At 68.1% G+C, this 17,362-nt stretch carries 16 protein-coding genes and 2 pseudogenes; 5 read left to right on the forward strand and 13 right to left on the reverse strand.

Annotated elements, in window-relative coordinates; translation table 11 throughout:
• Positions 1 to 74 precede the first annotated feature (74 nt).
• The 6 genes from AC27KI_RS09775 to AC27KI_RS09800 form a co-directional block, all read right to left on the reverse strand.
• A complete protein-coding gene (locus AC27KI_RS09775) occupies positions 75 to 827 on the reverse strand; it encodes an ABC transporter ATP-binding protein (protein WP_487113606.1) in 753 nt (250 codons plus the stop codon).
• A complete protein-coding gene (locus AC27KI_RS09780; protein ID WP_372588153.1) occupies positions 824 to 1,603 on the reverse strand; it encodes an ABC transporter ATP-binding protein in 780 nt (259 codons plus the stop codon). The genes AC27KI_RS09775 and AC27KI_RS09780 overlap by 4 nt, the downstream gene beginning before the upstream one ends.
• The gene (locus tag AC27KI_RS09785; protein ID WP_487089360.1) at positions 1,600 to 2,478 is read right to left on the reverse strand and encodes a branched-chain amino acid ABC transporter permease; all 879 of its coding nucleotides are present in this window, start codon (positions 2,476 to 2,478) and stop codon (positions 1,600 to 1,602) included. Before AC27KI_RS09785 ends, AC27KI_RS09780 begins: the two co-directional genes overlap by 4 nt.
• A complete protein-coding gene (locus AC27KI_RS09790; RefSeq protein WP_487113609.1) occupies positions 2,475 to 3,377 on the reverse strand; it encodes a branched-chain amino acid ABC transporter permease in 903 nt (300 codons plus the stop codon). The genes AC27KI_RS09785 and AC27KI_RS09790 overlap by 4 nt, the downstream gene beginning before the upstream one ends.
• A 78-nt stretch (positions 3,378 to 3,455) precedes the next feature.
• Entirely contained in the window at positions 3,456 to 4,676 is a 1,221-nt protein-coding gene (locus AC27KI_RS09795; RefSeq protein ID WP_284428877.1) for an ABC transporter substrate-binding protein, read from the reverse strand.
• Between the two features lie 33 nt (positions 4,677 to 4,709).
• Positions 4,710 to 5,942, reverse strand: coding sequence for a metal-dependent hydrolase family protein (locus AC27KI_RS09800; RefSeq protein ID WP_284428878.1), 1,233 nt, complete (start codon positions 5,940 to 5,942; stop codon positions 4,710 to 4,712).
• 216 nt (positions 5,943 to 6,158) lie between these two features.
• On the opposite strand from AC27KI_RS09800, the gene AC27KI_RS09805 reads away from it, so the two are divergent.
• On the forward strand, positions 6,159 to 7,130 hold the full coding sequence (locus AC27KI_RS09805; protein ID WP_284406796.1) for a LysR substrate-binding domain-containing protein: 972 nt from the start codon (positions 6,159 to 6,161) through the stop codon (positions 7,128 to 7,130).
• Positions 7,131 to 7,453: 323 nt separating this feature from the next.
• Complete coding sequence (locus AC27KI_RS09810; protein WP_487113611.1) at positions 7,454 to 8,098, forward strand: Fic family protein; 645 nt, start codon at positions 7,454 to 7,456, stop codon at positions 8,096 to 8,098.
• A gap of 57 nt (positions 8,099 to 8,155) precedes the next feature.
• On the opposite strand, the gene AC27KI_RS09815 is transcribed toward AC27KI_RS09810, so the two are convergent.
• The 4 genes from AC27KI_RS09815 to ggt form a co-directional block, all read right to left on the reverse strand.
• Positions 8,156 to 9,733 carry a sensor domain-containing diguanylate cyclase gene (locus tag AC27KI_RS09815; protein ID WP_487089363.1) on the reverse strand — a complete coding sequence of 526 codons (1,578 nt, stop codon included), beginning with the start codon at positions 9,731 to 9,733 and terminating at the stop codon, positions 8,156 to 8,158.
• Positions 9,734 to 9,858: 125 nt separating this feature from the next.
• Entirely contained in the window at positions 9,859 to 11,424 is a 1,566-nt protein-coding gene (locus AC27KI_RS09820; protein WP_487089364.1) for a malonate--CoA ligase, read from the reverse strand.
• A 27-nt stretch (positions 11,425 to 11,451) separates the two neighbouring features.
• A complete protein-coding gene (locus AC27KI_RS09825) occupies positions 11,452 to 11,601 on the reverse strand; it encodes a hypothetical protein (protein WP_487089367.1) in 150 nt (49 codons plus the stop codon).
• Positions 11,602 to 11,731: 130 nt separating this feature from the next.
• Positions 11,732 to 13,543, reverse strand: a complete 1,812-nt coding sequence (gene ggt / locus AC27KI_RS09830) for a gamma-glutamyltransferase (RefSeq protein ID WP_487113613.1) — start codon at positions 13,541 to 13,543, stop codon at positions 11,732 to 11,734.
• A 252-nt stretch (positions 13,544 to 13,795) separates the two neighbouring features.
• Between ggt and AC27KI_RS09835 the strand changes: the two are divergent.
• Positions 13,796 to 15,255: pseudogene (locus AC27KI_RS09835) on the forward strand (cellulase family glycosylhydrolase).
• Positions 15,256 to 15,397: 142 nt separating this feature from the next.
• Here AC27KI_RS09835 and AC27KI_RS09840 read toward each other — a convergent pair.
• The gene (locus AC27KI_RS09840; protein WP_487113615.1) at positions 15,398 to 15,787 is read right to left on the reverse strand and encodes a VirK family protein; all 390 of its coding nucleotides are present in this window, start codon (positions 15,785 to 15,787) and stop codon (positions 15,398 to 15,400) included.
• Positions 15,750 to 16,022 (reverse strand): hypothetical protein, encoded by a 273-nt coding sequence (locus tag AC27KI_RS09845; protein WP_487113617.1) that lies wholly within the window; start codon positions 16,020 to 16,022, stop codon positions 15,750 to 15,752. Before AC27KI_RS09845 ends, AC27KI_RS09840 begins: the two co-directional genes overlap by 38 nt.
• 83 nt (positions 16,023 to 16,105) lie before the next feature.
• On the opposite strand from AC27KI_RS09845, the gene uraH reads away from it, so the two are divergent.
• A complete protein-coding gene (gene uraH, locus AC27KI_RS09850) occupies positions 16,106 to 16,456 on the forward strand; it encodes a hydroxyisourate hydrolase (protein ID WP_284396223.1) in 351 nt (116 codons plus the stop codon).
• A 36-nt stretch (positions 16,457 to 16,492) separates the two neighbouring features.
• On the opposite strand, the pseudogene AC27KI_RS09855 reads toward uraH, so the two are convergent.
• Positions 16,493 to 16,980: pseudogene (locus AC27KI_RS09855) on the reverse strand (hypothetical protein).
• Positions 16,981 to 17,124: 144 nt separating this feature from the next.
• On the opposite strand from AC27KI_RS09855, the gene AC27KI_RS09860 reads away from it, so the two are divergent.
• Positions 17,125 to 17,362 (forward strand): XdhC family protein (locus tag AC27KI_RS09860; protein WP_487113619.1); only part of this gene is annotated, 238 nt, incomplete at its 3' end.

The raw sequence follows: 17,362 nt of genomic DNA on the forward strand, positions 1-17,362 counted from the left end.
CAGCGCAATCAGTACTAGGGCATTACGCTATCAAAAAAGGAGCAACCAACCGCAGCGGGCGCTCCTTCCTCGCCTCAGTGGTTGCCCAGGTACAGCTGCGCCATGCGCTCGTCGGCCAGCAGGCCGGCGGCCGGGCCCTGCAGCACGCAACGCCCCTGGTCGAGGATGTAGCTCTGCTGGCTGATCTGCAGCGCCTGGCGCGCGCGCTGCTCCACCATCAGCACCGCCACGCCGGCGGCGGGCAGCGTGCGAACCATGTCGAACACCTTGCCGACCAGCGAGGGCGCCAGCGCCGCCGTGGGCTCGTCCAGCACCATGATGCGCGGCGAGGGCATCAGCGCGCGGGCGAAGGCCAGCTGCTGGCGCTCGCCGCCCGAGAGGTTGCTGGCCGGCTGCGGCAGTCGCTCGACCAGGGCGGGAAAGTCGGCCAGCACCGCATCCATGCGGCGCTTGACGTGCGGCACGCCGCGCACCACCAGCAGGTTCTCGCGCACGGTGAGCGAGGGGAACACGTTGGCCACCTGGGGCACGTAGGCCAGGCCGGCGTCGAACCGGTCTTCGGCCGACAGCCGCGTGATGTCGCGCCCGCCCAGGTGGATGCTGCCCGCCACGCGCGGCAGCAGGCCCAGCAGCGCCTTCACCAGCGTGGACTTGCCCGCGCCGTTGGTGCCGGCGATGGTGACGATCTCGCCCGGCGCGACGGCCAGGTCGATGCCGTGGATGATGTCCACGTCCGAATAGCCGCCGCGCAGCTGCCCGATCTGCAGCAGGTTGCCGCTGCCGCTGCCGTTGCCGTTGCCGCTGCCGTTGTGCGATGCACTGGTCATACCACCCCTCCCATGTAGGCCTCTTGCACGCGCGGGTCGTCCAGCACGGTGTGCGGATCGCCCTCGGCGAGGATGCGCCCGCGGTCCATCACGATCATGCGGTGGGACAGCGCCTTGAGCGCCTGCAGATGGTGCTCGATCACGATGAAGGCGATGCCCTGGCCGTGCAGCTCGCGCACGCGGTCGCAGATTTCCTCGATCAGCACCGGGTTCACGCCCGCGAAAGGCTCGTCCAGCAGGATGCAGCGCGGGTCCAGCATGAGCACGCGGCCCAGCTCCACCAGCTTCTTCTGCCCGCCCGACAGGCCGCCCGCCTTGACATCGCGCACACGCGCGAGGTTCAGGAACTGGAGGATGCCGTCAGCCTTGGCCGCCAGCTGCGCTTCGTGCTCGCGCAGGCTGCGCGTCTGGAAGAACGCGTTCAGCAAGCGCTCGCCCTGCGGGTTGGCCGCGGCGGCCAGCAGGTTCTCGTGCACCGTGAGGCTCTTGAACTCGCGCGGGATCTGGAAGGTGCGCACCAGGCCCATGCGCGCGCGGCGGTACGGCGGCACGCGGGTGATGTCCTGGCCGGTGAAGGTGATGCGCCCGGCATCGGCGGGCTGCTGGCCGGCGATGGCGGCGAACAGGGTGCTCTTGCCCGCGCCGTTGGTGCCTGCAATGCCCAGGATCTCCTGCTCGGCCAGCTGCAGCGACACGCCGTCCACCGCCTTGAAGCCGCCGAACTGCCGCGTCACGGCCTCCACTTTCAGCATCGGTGCTGCTGTCGTTGCCATCATTGCGACTTCCCTCCGAACAGGCCGCTCGGGCGATACAGGGTGACCAGGATCAGCGCCAGCCCCACGGCCGCGAGCCGCAGGCTGGCCATGCCCACTTCGGACACGCCCGGCACCCAGTCCTTGGCGAAACGCGAGCCCTCCAGGAAAACCATGAGCAGCAGCGAGCCGAAGACCGCGCCGCGCACCGAACCGGCGCCGCCCATTACCAGGCCCATCCACACGTAGAAGGTGATGAGCGGAATGAACTGCTCGGGCGTGATGAAGGTGATGAAGTGCGCGTAGAACGCACCCGCCACGCCGGCCAGCGCCGCGCCCAGCATGAACACCTGCACCTTGAACCAGGCCGGGTCCTTGCCCAGGGCCGACAGCGCGGCCTCGTCGTCGCCGATGGCTTTTAGCAGCCGCCCGAAGGGGCTGCGCGTGAGCCGCACCGTGCCCCAGGACACCAGCGCGACCAGCGCGAGCAAGGTGGTGAACGTCGCCACGTCCGACACCGGTCCCCAGGCCGCGAACAGCTTGGGCAGGCCCGGCAGGCCCTGCACGCCCTTGGTGAGCCAGCTTTCCTGCTGGATGGAGATGCGCACGGCCTCCGAGAAGCCGAGCGTGACGATGGCCAGGTAGTCGTCGCGCAGCCGCAGCGACAACAGGCCGATGGGCAGCGCCAGCAGGCCCGAAAGCACGCCCGCGGCCACGAAGCACAGCGCCAGCGGCACGCCTTGCAGCGACAGCAGGCCCGAGGTGTAGGCGCCGACGGCGAAGAACGCCACCACGCCGAAGTTCACCAGCCGCGTGAGGCCGAACTGCAGGTTCAGGCCCAGCGCGAGCAGGCAGTAGATGAGGGCGATGACGCCGATGGCGCAAAGGTAGGCAATCATGGATTCGGCTCCTTCGGCATCAGCGCACGAGCTGCACGCGGCCCATGATGCCGGCCGGCCGGGCGCAGCAGCAGCACCAGCGCCAGCACCACGAACGACAGCACCAGCTTGTAGGACGGGCCCAGCAGCGGCACGGCCAGCTCCTGCGCCACGCACAGCAGCAGCGCGCCCAGCACCGCGCCCACCGGGCTGCCGATGCCGCCCAGCACCATGGCGGCGAAGGCGGGAATCAAGCTCTCCCAGCCCATCTCGGGGCTGACGATGGCCTTCATGCCCAGCAGCACGCCACCAATGGCCGAGAGCGCACCCACCAGCACCCACAGGCTGAGCATGAGCCCGCCCGCGCGGATGCCGCTGGCGCGCGCCAGGTCGGCGCTGTCGGCCACGGCGCGCAACTGGCGCCCGAAGCTCGTTTTGTAGATGAGCACGAACACCACCAGCAGGCACAGCACGGCGATGCCCGCGATGGCCACGTCGGTCGGCAGCAGGCGCACCCCGCCGAAGTTCCAGGCCCGCACCAGCGGCAGATCGAACGTGCGCTGGTCGTGCCCGGCGAAGAACGAGATCAGGCTGCGCAGCAGAAAGCCCAGGCCGATGGCCGCCAGCATCGACGACACCATGGGCCGCCCGGCCAGCTTGCGAAAGATCAGCGTGTACGAGCCCGCGGACACCACGGCGGTCGCGGCCATGCTCGCCAGCGCCGCGGCCCACAGCGGCCAGCCGCCCAGCATCTGCACCGCCACGGCGGCATAGGCGCCCGTGGTCAGGAAGTCGCCCGTGGCCGCGTTGGGAAAGCGGTTGACGCCCATCACCAGGGTCATGGCCAGTGCGGGCAGCGCCACCACCAGCCCTTCGATCAATCCATTGATCAACAGGTTTGCGAAAGCTATCCAGGTCATTGCGTCATCTCGTTCTTACCCTGCCTTGTCAAGAAAAGCCCGGGCGCCCCCGCTCGGGGCCGCCCGGGCTGCGCCCGCTCACACCGTGATGGACACCACGTCGCGGCGCACCAGCTGGCCCTTTTCGATGATGAACACGCCGAAGTCGGGCGTGGCGTCGCCGAACTTGTCGAAGTCCAGCTTGCTGGACGCGCCCTCGTAGTTCACCTTGGCCTTCTTGCCCAGCTGCGTTTTGCCTTCCGCGAACGAGTACACGGCCGTGCCGGGGGCGTTGGACACCTCGCGCAGCTTGGCGTTGACCTGCTCCACCGTGGCCTTGGGGCCGGCCGCTTCCATGGCCAGGGCCAGCGAGATCACCATGTCGTAGGCCATGGCGGCGTAGATGTTGGTGGAGGCCGCCTTGCCCGTGGCCTTGGTGAAGGCCGCATCGAACTGCGCGTACGAGGTGCTCTTTTCGTTGGAGACCGTCTCCACCGAGATGATGCCCTCGCACACTTCGGCGCCCAGGGCCTTCACCAGGTCGGGATTGGCCGCCCAGCCGGGGATGACCCATTGGTTGTCGGCGCCGGACTGGAACCATTCGCGCAGGATGATGGTGGTGTCGGGCAGGTACGAGCCCATCACGATCACATCGGGCTTGGCCGCGAGGATCTTCTGCAGCTCGCTGCGGTAGCTGGGGCGGCTGGGCTCGTAGGTGACGTGCGCCGCCACCTTGCCGCCGCGCTTTTCCCAGACCTTGGTGAAGCCTTCCACGTTGCCCAGGCCCGAGGCGTTGTTGAACGCCATGGTGGCCGGGCGCTTGAAGCCGCGCTTGGCGCAGATCTCGGCGAACGCCGCGCCGAAGCGGTCGTTGGTGGCCTGAAAGCGCCACACCAGGTCCTTGGTGTCGAGCGTGGAGATGGCGGGCGCGCCCGACACGTTCATCTGGATGATGCCGGCCGCATCGGTCAGCGGCATCACCGCCAGCGTCACGCCCGAAGCCCAGGTGCCCAGCACGGCCTGCACCTTGTTCACTTCGATCAGCTTCTTGGCGGCCAGCACGGCCGCGTCGGGCTTGGTCTGGTCGTCCTCGGTGAAGAGTTCGAGCTTGCGACCGCCCGCGCCACCCGCGGCGTTGACCTCGTCCACCGCCAGGCGGATGGCCTGCTGCATGCCTGGGCCGTAGGGGCTGCCGGCGCCGGTGATGGGCGTGAGCGAGCCGATGCGGAAGACCTCGCCCTGCTGGCTGAAGCCGATGGAGGGAAGGCACTGCAGGGCGGCTGCGGCGCCGCCGAGCTTGACGAAATTTCTACGTTGCATGGTGTTCTCCGGTCAGGTCAGGGGGGGTTGGTGTCAGAGGTTGTTTTTCACGAAGGCGCCGTCCTTGACGATGGCGCGGATGCGCTCGCCCTGGTTCAGCAGGCAGGCGATGTCGGTGAGCGGGTTGCCGTCCACCAGCAGCAGGTCGGCGATGGCGCCGGGCGTCACCTCGCCCAGCTGGCCCTGCTGCCCCAGGATCTCGGCGCCAACCAGCGTGGCCTGCTGCAGCACCGGGCCGTTGCCCAGCACGTCGGCGCGCAGGCGCAGCTCGTCGGCCTGCAGGTAGTGCGTCTCGGCCAGCAGATCGCTGCCCAGGCCCATCTTCACGCCGGCCTTGGCGAGGATCTCGATGGCCTGCCTGCCCTGGCCGCGCACCGAGTCGATCTTGGCGATGGACACCGCCGGCAGGCCATAGCGCTCGCCCTCGTTGGCCAGGCCCTCGTAGGTGATGAGCGTGGGCACCATGAAGGCGCCCAGCTCGGCCATCAGCTCGGCCGTGGGGGCATCCACCAGGTTGCCGTGCTCGATGGTGCGCACGCCGCAGCGCACCGCGCGGGCGATGGCGCGGGGCGTGTAGGCATGGGCCATCACGTAGGTATTGGCGTTGGAGGCTTCTTCCACGATGGCGCGCAGTTCGGCCTCGGAATAGCCCAGGTTGTTGATCGGATCGTTGGGCGAGGCCACGCCGCCCGAGGCCATGACCTTGATCTGCGTGGCGCCCTTGAGGATCTCTTCGCGCACCGCCAGGCGGCAGGCGTCCACGCCATCGACCACGCGGCCGATGTTGCCCAGCTTGTAGGCGCACGAGCACACGTCCAGGTCGTCGTTGCGCTGGCGGAAGTCCGCATGCCCGCCGGTCTGCGACAGCGCCTTGCCCGAGGGGAAGATGCGCGGGCCCTGCACCAGCCCCGTGCGCACCGCTTCGGCCAGCGACCAGTCGCCGCCGCCCGCATCGCGCACCGAGGTGAAGCCGCGCTCGAGCATGCCCTTCATGATGGGCAGCGAGCGCAGCATGGTGAACACGTTGGGCATTCGGGCCACCGCGCCCAGGTTGAACGACGAGGCCACCACGTGCACGTGGCAGTCGATCATGCCGGGCATGAGCGTCATGCCGCGCGCATCGACCACCGTGGCGCCTTCGGGGGCCTGTAGGCCTTCGCCCACCGCGGCGATGCGCCCGTCCTGCACCAGCACCGAAAGACCCGGGCGCAGCGCCAGCGCATGCACGTCCAGCACCTGGCTGTTTTCAATCAACAAAGCGGTCATGGAATCAAAAAATCCAAAATAGGGGCTTCGAAATTACTCATGGGCTGCCGGCGATGGGGGCCAAGGCCCCGTACCGTCCCGAAAGCGGTGCACGCTGACACCTTCATTCGGAAAAAACCGTCACAACGCCGTCACAGGTTGCATTTATCGGGCCAATGGCGTCTTGTCGCAACGCCTAAAATCTCACCTGCCCATGACTACAGCTCATACCACTGCATGCGCCGCCTCTGCCCCACCCTCTCCGAACTGAACGCTTTCCACTCTGCGGCAAAGCACCAGGCTTTCACCATGGCGGCCAAGGAGCTGTGCGTGACGCAAAGCGCCATCAGCCGCCACATCGCCTCGCTGGAGGACTACCTGGGCCAGAAGCTCTTCATCCGCCGCTCGTCGGGGCTGGAGCTGACCGATGCGGGTGCCACCTACCTCAACGCCACGCGCCCGGCCATCGCCGCGCTGGAGTCGGCGACGGCCCAGCTCATGTCCTATGGCGGCGACGGCGGGGCACTGAACCTCTCGGTGCCGCCCACGTTCGCCGCGCAATGGCTGTTTCCCCGCCTGGGGCACTTCAAGCGCACGCTGCCGCAGGTGTCGCTGAACTTCGTGCGCTACCAGCACGCGCACGACTTCGCGGTGCCGCACGAGTTCGATGCCGCCATCCAGTACGGCTACGGCAACTGGCCCAGCGCCAACGCCCGCTACCTGATCGGGCAGGAGACCAGCATCGTCTGCAGCCCCCAGTTGCGCGACACGCTGCCGCTGCGCACCCAGGCCGACCTGCAGCACGCCACGCTGCTGCAGCACATCGAGGTGCCGCTGGCCTGGCACGACTGGATGGCGGCGAACGGCTGCGACACCGGCGGCAGCCGCTTCGGGCCGGGCTTCAACCTGTATTCGCTCATCATCCGGGCCGCCGTGTCGGGCTTCGGCGTGGGCATCGTGCCCACCTGCCTGGTGGAGGACGAGCTGCAGGCCGGCACGCTGGTCGAGCCGCTGGGCCAGCGCTTCCAGAGCCCGCTGGGCTACTACCTGTGCGCGCCCACGGCCCGCACCAACCTGTCGGTGTACCGCCTGGTGAGCGGCTGGCTGGAGCACTGCTGCAGCCACGCCGCGGGCACGGACCCGGGCGAAGGCACCTCGCCCGCGGCCGGCTGCATCTTTTGCGCCAGCGGTTCGCCGATGGCGGGTTGAGCCCCGTTCGCAACCAGGCCAGGTTTTTCGTTCGGCGCAGGGGGCCTGCGGGAAAGTCGGGGCAGCATGGGAAGCACATCAAGCAATGTGATTCACATGCCTCCAAAAATTGACGGATCGAGAACGGCGCGTGCCTCGACCCTGCCACCATCGGCTTCGTTCGACAAAGCACCGAACACTTCCGGGCGCTCCCGCGCGGGCTCCGCACCGGAGGGGCTTCAAAGCGCGCAAAGGGCGAAAACTTCCGGGACATCCGGTCTGCGCCCAAGAACCGCTTTGCAGCCACAAAGCCACCATGCGGCAAGGCACATGCCGCCGAACAAATGGCCCGCGAAGTGCTGGACAGCGTTCCGCTGGGGCAACTCAAAAGCGAATTCTCGCCAGAGTTGCTGCACGTGGTGCATTCGGCCGCCTACGCACCCGACGAGAAGTACAGCTCGTTCCAAGGCAAACTTTCTTTCAAGTACGCACTGGCTTGGGCACGCGGCAAAGACAAAGTCGAACCTGCACAGATACGGGAGTCTTGGGCCGCAGCACCTGGGGGACTGGAATTGAGGACCTTCGATGAAAAGGAGATCCGCAATGTGGAGAGCTACGGCGCGTCTTTTTGGGGGCTGCCTTTGCCCGCTGCTCTGGGACAGGAGGGCGCAAGAATGGGGAAAACCGTGTTCAGGCCAGCAGAACACATCCAGGAAGATCTGCAGAAGTTATGCAGCGATGTGAAAAAAATGCTCCGCCAGGCTAAGGGAAACGACCCCATGGAAGCCGCGTTGATCGCGGCCCACTTCAAACAAAACTTCATTGCCATCCATCCCTACATGGATGGGAATGGACGAGTCAGCAGGTTGTGCTCCGACCGCATCCTGAAAGAGCTTGGCATGCCCGCGCCCGATTGGAGCAAAGAAATTTTCAAACTCAACATGACCACACAGGAAACGGCGGAGATGATGCTCAGGCACATGGGTTGAATCCGGCGAGCGTGTTCGCCTTTGCTCTTGTTCTCCCACGCCCATTGGGCAAGAGATTCACGCCTGCGAAACCGTTCCCAACGACTGCACCGCATTGCGCCCGCCCTGCTTGGCGGTGTACAGCGCCGCATCGGCCTGGGCCAGCAGGGCCTGCGCGTTGTCAGGGGCACCGGGCGTCCAGTCGCAGCACGCCAGGCCGCCGCTGACCGTCACACATTCGAAGGGGCTTTGCGGGTGCGCGATCTGCAGCGCGCGCACCGCCGCGCGCGCCGCCGAGGCCACGAGGGCCGCGCCGGCCGCGTCGGTCTCGGGCAGCACGATCACGAACTCCTCGCCCCCGTAGCGCGCCACCATGTCCTCCGGCCGGCGCACCGACGCCTCCAGCGCCTTGGCGACCTGCCGCAGGCATTCGTCGCCGCTGAGGTGGCCGAAGAAGTCGTTGTACTTCTTGAAGAAATCCACGTCGAACAGGACGACCGACACCGGCATGCGGCTGCGCCGGCATCGGGCCATCGCACTGGCGATGTGCTGGTCGTAGGCGCGGCGGTTGTACAGCCCCGTCAGGCCGTCGTGCTCGGCCAGGTGCTCCAGCTTGTCGTTGGCCAGCACCAGCGCATCGCGCGCCGCGGTCAGGTCGCGCTCGACGTCGCGGCGGTGCCGGACCGCCTGGATCACGCCGCCCCCGGCCAGCCCGACCACGACCACCAGCAGCAGGATGCCCAGGGCCTGCACCGAGGCCGAGCGGCGCCACTCGGCCAGCACCTCGTCTTCCGCCAGCGCGACGGTGACCAGCAGGGCATTGCTGCGGGTGTGCTCGAAGCCCACCAGACGGCGCACGCCGTCGATGGGCGACGGCGCGGTGGCGATGCCGGCGCGGCTTTGCGTCAGCATCTGGAACAGCGGCGTGCCGCTCAGGCTGCGGCCCAGGTCTTCGGCGAAGAAGGGCCGCCGGGCCAGGACGGTTCCGTCGTCCAGCAGGAGCGCGATGGCGCCCTTGTCGCCGATCTGCAGCCCGTTGAGCAGGCCGAGCACGTAGTCCACCCGGATGGTCGCGAGCGCCACCCCTGCGAACTGCCCTTCGGCATCGTCGATGCGCCGCGACACCGGAATGACCCACACGCCCGAGGACCGGCTGACGATGGGCTTGCCGATGGCAACGCGCGTGCTCGGGCTGTCGCGGTGGTGGATGAAATAGGCGCGGTCCGCATTGTTGGCCTGGGGGTTCTGCACCGGCTGCGAGTTGACGAGCCAGCGGCCATCGGGCCCGAAGACGAACATGCCGTGCAGGTGCTCGGACTGCGCGACGTGGGTGACCAGCACGGGCTGCAGGCGGTCCAGCGCATCGGGGGCCATCTCCGAGCGCTCCAGCTCGTACACCACGCTGCCGACCACGCGGCCGACCTCGGCGAACATGGCATCGGTCTGCTGGGCGACCGCATGCGTCAGGTTGCGCGACGCATCGGCGGCCTGCTGCCACCCGGCATCGCGCGCGCGCCAGGCCAGCCACACGTTGGAGGCCACCAGCAGCAGCGCGACCAGCACGACGAACAGGACCGCCGAGGCAACCGACCGGTCCTTGTCCGGCAGTTTCGGGGGGGCCGGGGTCGCTGGGGACCGGGGCAAGACGGCAGGCATGCGGCAGGACTCCAGAGGGCAAGGGCAAGGGTCAGGTTAGCACCTGCCACCCCATCGGTGAAGCGGCTTTTCCCCCGCGTTCCACGGCCCGTGCCTGCCCGGGCCTGCCGTCGCCGGCCACGGGGTCAGGCGAAGAGCCCCTTGTGCTGCTCGCGCAGCAGGTTCTTTTGCACCTTGCCCATGGCGTTGCGGGGCAGCTCGGGGGCGATGAAGCAGCGCTTGGGAATCTTGAAGTTGGCCAGCTGCGATTTGAGCCGCCCCACGATGGCGTCGCCATCGAGCTGCGCGCCGGGCTTGGGCGTGATGACGGCCACGCCGACCTCGCCGAAGTCCGGGTGCGGCACGCCGATGAGCGCGCTCTCGGCCACGCCGGGCATCTCGTTGATGTAGCCCTCGATCTCGGCCGGATAGACGTTGTAGCCCCCGCTGATGATGAGGTCCTTGCTGCGGCCCACGATGCTCACGTAGCCGCGCTCGTCCACGCGGCCCACGTCGCCGGTCTTGAACCAGCGGTGCCCGTCGGCATCGGTGCTGAACTCTTCCTGCGTCTTCTCGGGCATGCGCCAGTAGCCCTTGAACACGTTGGGCCCGCGCACCTGGATATTGCCGATCTCGCCCACGGGCAGCGGCGCGCCCGCATCGTCCACCACGCGCAGGCCCACGCCGGGCAGCGCAAAGCCCACGGTGCCGCCCCGGCGTTCGTCCTGGCCGCCGTGGCGCGGGTCGGCCGTGTAGGGGTTGGAGGTGAGCATGATGGTCTCGCTCATGCCGTAGCGCTCCAGGATGGTGTGGCCGGTGCGCTCCTGCCATTCGCGGAAGGTCTCGATCAGCAGCGGCGCCGAGCCCGCGATGAACAGGCGCATGTTCCGCACCGCCTCGCGGGTGAGGCCCGGCTCGGCCAGCAGGCGCACGTACAGCGTGGGCACGCCCATGAAGACGGTGGCGCGCGGCATCGCGGCGACCACCGCGCGCGGGTCGAACCGCGCCAGCCAGATCATCTTGCTGCCGTTGAGCAGCGCCGCATGGATCGCCACGAACAGACCGTGCACATGGAAGATGGGCAGCGCATGGATGAGCACGTCGTCCGGCCGGAAACCCCAGTATTCCTTGAGCACCTGCGCGTTGGACAGCAGGTTGCCGTGCGTGAGCATCGCCCCCTTGCTGCGGCCGGTGGTGCCGCTGGTGTACAGGATGGCGGCCAGGTCGTCGGCCGCCCGCGGCACGGGCAGGTGCGTGTCGCCGTGGTGCGCGGCACGCTCCAGCAGGGTGCCGGTGCGGTCGTCGCCCAGCGTGAACACATGCTGCGTGCCGGCTGTGAAGGCGATCTTGGACACCCAGCCGAAGTTGGCGGGCGAGCACACCACCACCGCGGGCTCCGCGTTGCCGACGAAGTATTCGATCTCGCCGCTCTGGTAGGCGGTGTTCAGCGGCAGGAAGGCATGCCCCGCGCGCAGCGTGGCCAGGTACAGCAGCAGGGCCTCGACCGACTTTTCGACCTGCACCGCGATGCGGCTGCCGTCCGGCAGGTCCAGCGACTCCAGCAGGTTGGCGATGCGCGCGCTGGCGCGGTCCAGGTCGCTCCAGGTGTAGTGCAGGGGCGTGCCGTCGGCCGCCGTGGTTTCGACGGCGACGGCATCCAGGTCGTCCGGAAAGGCCGCGCGCAGGGCGGTGTACAGGTTGTGTTGGCTCATACAAAAAAAGAGGAAAACGGTCGGGTGTCAGAAGACGGGAGGACGTTTGGCCAGGAACGCCATGATGCCTTCGCGGTGCTCGGGGCTGTCCGCGTACGCATAAGGATCGGGGTCGGCGAAGGGGCCCGGCCCCTGCTCCGGTGCGGCGACCGATGGGTCAATTGCTACATTATTCATAGCAACATGCCCTAGTGGAATATGCGCTGCAGGCCTTTTTGGCTTGAAGCTTCCCACGGGCCCACGCCCCCATGAAAAAAGGCCGCGCCCCTTGCGGAGCACGGCCTGGGAGGGCAGGGAACGCCGCGGGTCAGTACCCCAGCGTCTCGCCGTCGGGATTGCGCGGGTCGGAGGCGCCGTACAGCAGCCCGTCGTGGAACTGGATGGTCTGCGTGCGGCCCATCGAAGGCTTCACGGCGATGTGGTGGCCGCGGGCCTGCAGTTGCGACAGGGTGTCGGTGCTGAGGCCCTTTTCCACGCGCAGCTCGTCGGGCGTCCACTGGTGGTGCACGCGCGGCACCGAGGCCGCCTCGGCCGGGTTCATGCCGAAGTCAATGGTGTTCACGATGGTCTGCAGCACCGTGGTGATGATGCGCGCGCCGCCGGGGCTGCCGGTCACGAGCATGGGCTTGCCGTCCTTGAGCACCATGGTGGGCGTCATCGACGACAGCGGGCGCTTGTTGGGCGCCACCGCGTTGGCGTCGCCGCCGACCAGGCCGTAGGTGTTGGCCACGCCGGGCTTGGCGGAGAAGTCGTCCATCTCGTTGTTCAGCAGGATGCCGGTGCCCTTGGCGACGATGCCGCTGCCGAAGTTGGTGTTGAGCGTGTAGGTCACCGCCACGGCATTGCCCGCCTTGTCCACCACCGAATAGTGGGTGGTCTGGTCGCTTTCATACGGCTGGGGCTGGCCGGGCTTGATGTCCTTGGCCTGGCGCGCCGTGGTGGGGCTGATGCCCTTGGCCAGCGACTGCGCGTAGGCCTTGGAGGTCAGGCCCTTGAGCGGGATCTTCACGAAGTCCGGATCGCCCAGGTATTCCGAGCGGTCGGCGTAGGCGAGCTTCATGCTCTCGGCCATGTAGTGGATCGTCTGCGCGCTGTTCTGCCCCCATTGCGACAGCGGCCACTGCTCCAGCATGTTCAGCATCTGCACCAGGTGCGCGCCGCCGGAGGACGGGGGCGGCATGGTCACGATCTGGTAGCCGCGGTAGATGCCGCGCACCGGCTCGCGCTCCACCACCTTGTAGGCCGCCAGGTCCTGCAGCGTGAGGGCGCCGGGGTGGGGCGCCATCTCGGCGGCGATGCGGCGCGCGATGGGGCCCTGGTAGAACGCCTTGGCACCCTGCTGGCTGATGAGCCGCAGCGACTGCGCCAGGTCCTTTTGCACCAGCCGGTCACCCACCTTGAGTGGGCTGTCGCCGCGCCAGAAGATCTGGCGCGTCGCCGGCCACTTGCCCATGTTGGCCTTCTCCTGGTGCAGCGTCTTGGCCAGCGTGAGGCTGACGGGAAAGCCCTTGTCCGCCAGCGCGATGGCCGGGGCGATCACGCGCGACAGCGGCAGCGTGCCCCAGTTCTTGAGCGCATGCTCCATGCCCGCCACCGTGCCCGGCACGCCCACGGCATAGGGCGTGTACAGGGACTTGCCGTCCACCACGTTGCCGCTGGCGTCGAGGTACATGTCGCGGGTGGCCTTTTGCGGCGCCACTTCGCGGAAGTCGAGCGCCACGTCCTTGCCGGTCTTGGCGTCGTGCACCATCATGAAACCGCCGCCACCCAGGTTGCCCGCATTGGGCAGCACCACGGCCAGCGCGAAACCGATGCCCACCGCGGCATCCACCGCATTGCCGCCGGCCTTGAGGATGTCCAGGCCCACGCGCGAGGCCAGTTCCTGTTCGGTGGAGACCATGCCGTTGCGCGCCACCACCGGGTGGAACACATCCATGTCGAAATCGTAGGAATTGCTGGCGGCGCGGGCCGCGGCCGTCTGCTGCACGGCCTGCGGCGCGGCGGCGGGCGCTCCCTCGGCACTGCCAGGGCCGGCCGTGGGCACGTTGGTGCAGGCAGCCAGGCTGGCCAGGGCAAGGGCCAGGCTGCTGGCCAGCAGCGTGCGTTGGATAGGGTTCATGCTCTCTCCTCGTTATGAATCGGTGGACGCCCAGCGGCGGCGCCGTGGCGAGTGTAGAGAAGTTGCCTGCCGCTTCCCTGTGGCCGCGCCTGTTGGCGCACCTCCCATTTGCATTTGCGAACGTCTGCGTTGAAAAGTTGCACTTTGACAGGGAACTCTGGCCCTAGCATGTCAGCAGGTTTCCGCCAGGAAGAATGTTGGCCGTGGTCGCGGCCCTCCGGCGGGCCTTCCTTTCAACCACGGAGGTGCGACATGGCGATGAAATCCTTACTGAAGAAGCTCGTGCTGGGCGGCTGCCTGCTGGCGGCCAGCAGCCTGTCCTGGAGCTACGCGATCGATGCCGGCAAGGTGGTGGACGACAACGGCAATGCCGTGCAGCTGCGCGGCGTGAACTGGTTCGGCTTCGAGACCAACACCAACGTGGTCCACGGGCTGTGGGCGCGCAACTGGAAGGACATGATCACGCAGATGCAGGGCCAGGGCTTCAATGCCGTGCGCCTGCCGTTCTGCCCGCAGACGCTGCGCGGCACGCCGCCCAACAGCATCGACTACGGCCGCAACGCCGACCTGCAGGGCCTGAGCGCCCTGCAGGTGCTGGACAAGGTGGTGAACGAGCTGAGCAGCCGCGGCATGTACGTGCTGCTGGACCACCACACGCCCGACTGCCAGAGCATTTCCGAGCTCTGGTACACCGGCTCGTACAGCGAGCAGCAGTGGATCACCGACCTGACCTTCGTCGCGCAGCGCTACGCCAGCGTGCCCGGCGTCATCGGCCTGGACCTCAAGAACGAGCCGCACGGCGCCGCCACCTGGGGCACCGGCAATGCCGCCACCGACTGGAACCGCGCGGCCGAGCGCGCCTCGGCCGCCGTGCTGCAGGTGGCGCCCCGCTGGCTGATCGTGGTGGAAGGCGTGGCGGAGAACCCCAGCTGCTCCAGCAGCGGCGGCCACTGGTGGGGCGGCAGCCTGGAGCCGCTGGAGTGCACGCCGCTGAACATTCCGGCCGACCGCCTGCTGCTCGCCCCGCACGCCTACGGGCCGGACGTGTACGGCCAGCCGTATTTCGGCGCCTCCAATTTCCCCGACAACCTGCCCGCCATCTGGGAGCAGCACTTCGGCCGCTTCGTGCAGGCCGGCCACGCCGTGCTGCTGGGCGAGTTCGGCGGCAAGTTCGGCCAGGGCGATGCCCGCGACGTGGCCTGGCAGAACAAGCTGGTGGACTACCTCATCGGCAAGGGCATCCGCAGCGGCTTCTACTGGTCGTGGAACCCCAACAGCGGCGACACGGGCGGCATTCTGAACGACGACTGGACGACGTGCGCACCGACAAGGTCACGCTGCTCCAGCGCCTGTGGGGCGACGGCTCCAGCACCCCTCCCACGACGCCGCCCACCACCCCTCCGACCACGCCCCCGACGACGCCACCCACCACGCCGCCGACCACCCCTCCCACGGGCGGCGCCAGCTTCAGCACCCAGGTCATCGTGGACAGCGAATGGAACACCGGCTACTGCGAGCGCGTGCAGGTCACCAACACCGGCGGCGTGGCGGGCGACTGGGCCCTGAACCTGACGATCACCGGCACGGTCAACAACCTCTGGAACGCCGTGTGGTCGCAATCGGGCAGCACGCTCCACGCGTCGGGCGTGGACTGGAACAAGACGCTGGCCCCCGGAGCGAAGGCGGAATTCGGTTTCTGCGCGGCGCGTTGACGCGGCGGGCCTTCAACGGCTTCGATAATCCATAAAAATGCCGCCCGGAATATGGGGCGGCAGCATTTTGAAAATCACCCTGCACCGCCCCGCCGATCGTTGGGATCGGCGGGGCGGTGTGCTTTGTCAATCCTTGGTGGGATTAATCGGCGTGAAAGCGCAGGCCCTGGTTGATCGCGCAACGGTAGGCCAGCGGTTCGGCGCGCTGCTGGTAGCCGGGCAGGTCGAAGACGAACATGGTGAAGTCGATGGTGCCGTCCGGGCGCACCTGGTAGCGCAGCAGCTGCTGGATCGGCAGGCCGTCGCGGGCGACGGTGAAATGGGCGTCGCTGAAGGACAGCGTGCCGTCTTCGACGATGCGGTAGGCCTCGATGCGCAGGCCGCCGCGCGTGCGGCTCGGGGTGGCGTTGGCGGAGTTGGGGGTGCACAGCGAGAGGTCGATGGCGACCGACACCGCGTCCCCGGCGGCCAGCGCCTGCTGGATGTCGGCCGGATTATCGAGCCGGCTTTTGGCGCTGGCCGGCAGGGCCATCAGGGAAAGCGAAGAAGCCAGCAAAACGGCGGCAAGGCGTTGCATTGGAAAAACCTCCATTCATGGTTTTGAATATATCGGCTTGAAAATTCAAGCGTGGCGATGATATCCAAGCCATGGCAGGAAAATCGCCCGGATTTGTATGCCAAAAAGCATTTTTGTAAATGTCCGAAAGATATTCGGACAAACTGCCTGGGGTATGCGGCAGGCGCGCCGTGCGGGCCATGGCGGCCATGCATACTCGGCGGGTCGTCCGCTCGCCGCGCTGCCGGCGGGGGCGGTTTCCGATCCCTTCAATCCACCCCAAGGAGATGGCCCATGGGCCTCAGCACCCACGTTCTCGACACCATGCACGGATGCCCCGCGGCGGGCATGGCCGTGGCCCTGTATGCCACCCATGGCGAGGCCGCCACGCTGCTGCAGCGGCTGGTGCTCAACGCCGATGGCCGCACCGATGCGCCGCTGTTCGACAACGCCAGCCTGCGCGCGGGCACCTACCGCCTCACGTTCGACGTGGCGGGCTATTTCCGCAGCCGGGGGGTGCAACTGCCCGAGCCGAACTTCCTGAACCAGGTGAGCCTCGATTTCGGCGTGGCCCACGCGGACCAGCACTACCACGTGCCGCTGCTGGTCAGCCCGTGGAGCTATTCCACCTACCGCGGCTCCTGAGCGCGGGCCGCCGGGCGGGCCGGGCGAAGGCCCCGCTCAGAGCTGGCCCTCGGTCAGCGTGTCGAGCTGGAAGCGCCCGGATTTGTGCCACAGCCAGGTGTCGGTGTAGGTGACCTTGCCCATCCGCGAAGGCACGGGGTAGGGCGCGGCGGCGCGCACGGTGCGCTCGATCTCGGCGATCACCTCGGGCGCATGGCGCGGCGCGCGCATCCAGTTCAGCCGGGTCACGCGGCCGGCGCGGTCGATGTCCACCTGCAGCGTGCCGATGGCGTACAGCAAGGGCGGCAGCTTGCCCTTGTAGATGCGGTGGGCGTTCAGGCCGTACAGGTGGGTGGCGGCGTCCTGGCGGTAGGCGCGGGGCGTTTCGGCGGCCGAGGGGCGCGCGGAGCCTTGCTCGGCAGGCACCGGGCCCACCACCTCCTTCTCCAGCGGGCTGCTGGTGTCCGACGCGCCTTGGCGGGCGGGGGTGCCGGTTCCGGTCCCGACGACCGGCAGGCCGCGAGGAGGGATGCCAGGGCGGCCATGACGCTGGCCGCCAGCCACCGGCCGCGCGGCCGGCGAGGAAGCCGTTCAGGAGAAGGGGTGGGCATGGGCAGGTCTCGCTGTGGCTATGCTGTGCGGTGCCCGTGCTGCCGTTGCGCGGGGCGTACCGGAGGACTCGGATGGTGATGGCGGCGTTGCATCGTTTGCTGGAGGGCTTGGCGCACGGCCCGGCCTGCATGGTGGAGGTGGAGTCTACCCAAGGCTCGGTGCCGCGCGAAAGCGGTGCGTGGATGGCCGTGCTGGCCGATGGCCTGGCCGGCACCATCGGCGGCGGGCGGCTGGAGTTCGATGCCATCGCGCAGGCGCGCCGCCGGCTGGCGGGCGAGGGGCCCCGCCGTGCTGCGTTTTCGCGCTCGGTCCCAG

Source organism: Acidovorax sp. KPB24-03 (assembly GCF_057546605.1).

Coding starts and splice junctions, on each gene's coding strand:
- AC27KI_RS09775 (WP_487113606.1), bottom strand. CDS start 827: ATGACCAGTGCATCGCACAACGGCAGCGGCAACGGCAACGGCAGCGGC.
- AC27KI_RS09780 (WP_372588153.1), bottom strand. CDS start 1,603: ATGATGGCAACGACAGCAGCACCGATGCTGAAAGTGGAGGCCGTGACG.
- AC27KI_RS09785 (WP_487089360.1), bottom strand. CDS start 2,478: ATGATTGCCTACCTTTGCGCCATCGGCGTCATCGCCCTCATCTACTGC.
- AC27KI_RS09790 (WP_487113609.1), bottom strand. CDS start 3,377: ATGACCTGGATAGCTTTCGCAAACCTGTTGATCAATGGATTGATCGAA.
- AC27KI_RS09795 (WP_284428877.1), bottom strand. CDS start 4,676: ATGCAACGTAGAAATTTCGTCAAGCTCGGCGGCGCCGCAGCCGCCCTG.
- AC27KI_RS09800 (WP_284428878.1), bottom strand. CDS start 5,942: ATGACCGCTTTGTTGATTGAAAACAGCCAGGTGCTGGACGTGCATGCG.
- AC27KI_RS09805 (WP_284406796.1), top strand. CDS start 6,159: ATGCGCCGCCTCTGCCCCACCCTCTCCGAACTGAACGCTTTCCACTCT.
- AC27KI_RS09810 (WP_487113611.1), top strand. CDS start 7,454: ATGGCCCGCGAAGTGCTGGACAGCGTTCCGCTGGGGCAACTCAAAAGC.
- AC27KI_RS09815 (WP_487089363.1), bottom strand. CDS start 9,733: ATGCCTGCCGTCTTGCCCCGGTCCCCAGCGACCCCGGCCCCCCCGAAA.
- AC27KI_RS09820 (WP_487089364.1), bottom strand. CDS start 11,424: ATGAGCCAACACAACCTGTACACCGCCCTGCGCGCGGCCTTTCCGGAC.
- AC27KI_RS09825 (WP_487089367.1), bottom strand. CDS start 11,601: ATGAATAATGTAGCAATTGACCCATCGGTCGCCGCACCGGAGCAGGGG.
- ggt (WP_487113613.1), bottom strand. CDS start 13,543: ATGAACCCTATCCAACGCACGCTGCTGGCCAGCAGCCTGGCCCTTGCC.
- AC27KI_RS09840 (WP_487113615.1), bottom strand. CDS start 15,787: ATGGCCCTGCCGGCCAGCGCCAAAAGCCGGCTCGATAATCCGGCCGAC.
- AC27KI_RS09845 (WP_487113617.1), bottom strand. CDS start 16,022: ATGGCCGCCATGGCCCGCACGGCGCGCCTGCCGCATACCCCAGGCAGT.
- uraH (WP_284396223.1), top strand. CDS start 16,106: ATGGGCCTCAGCACCCACGTTCTCGACACCATGCACGGATGCCCCGCG.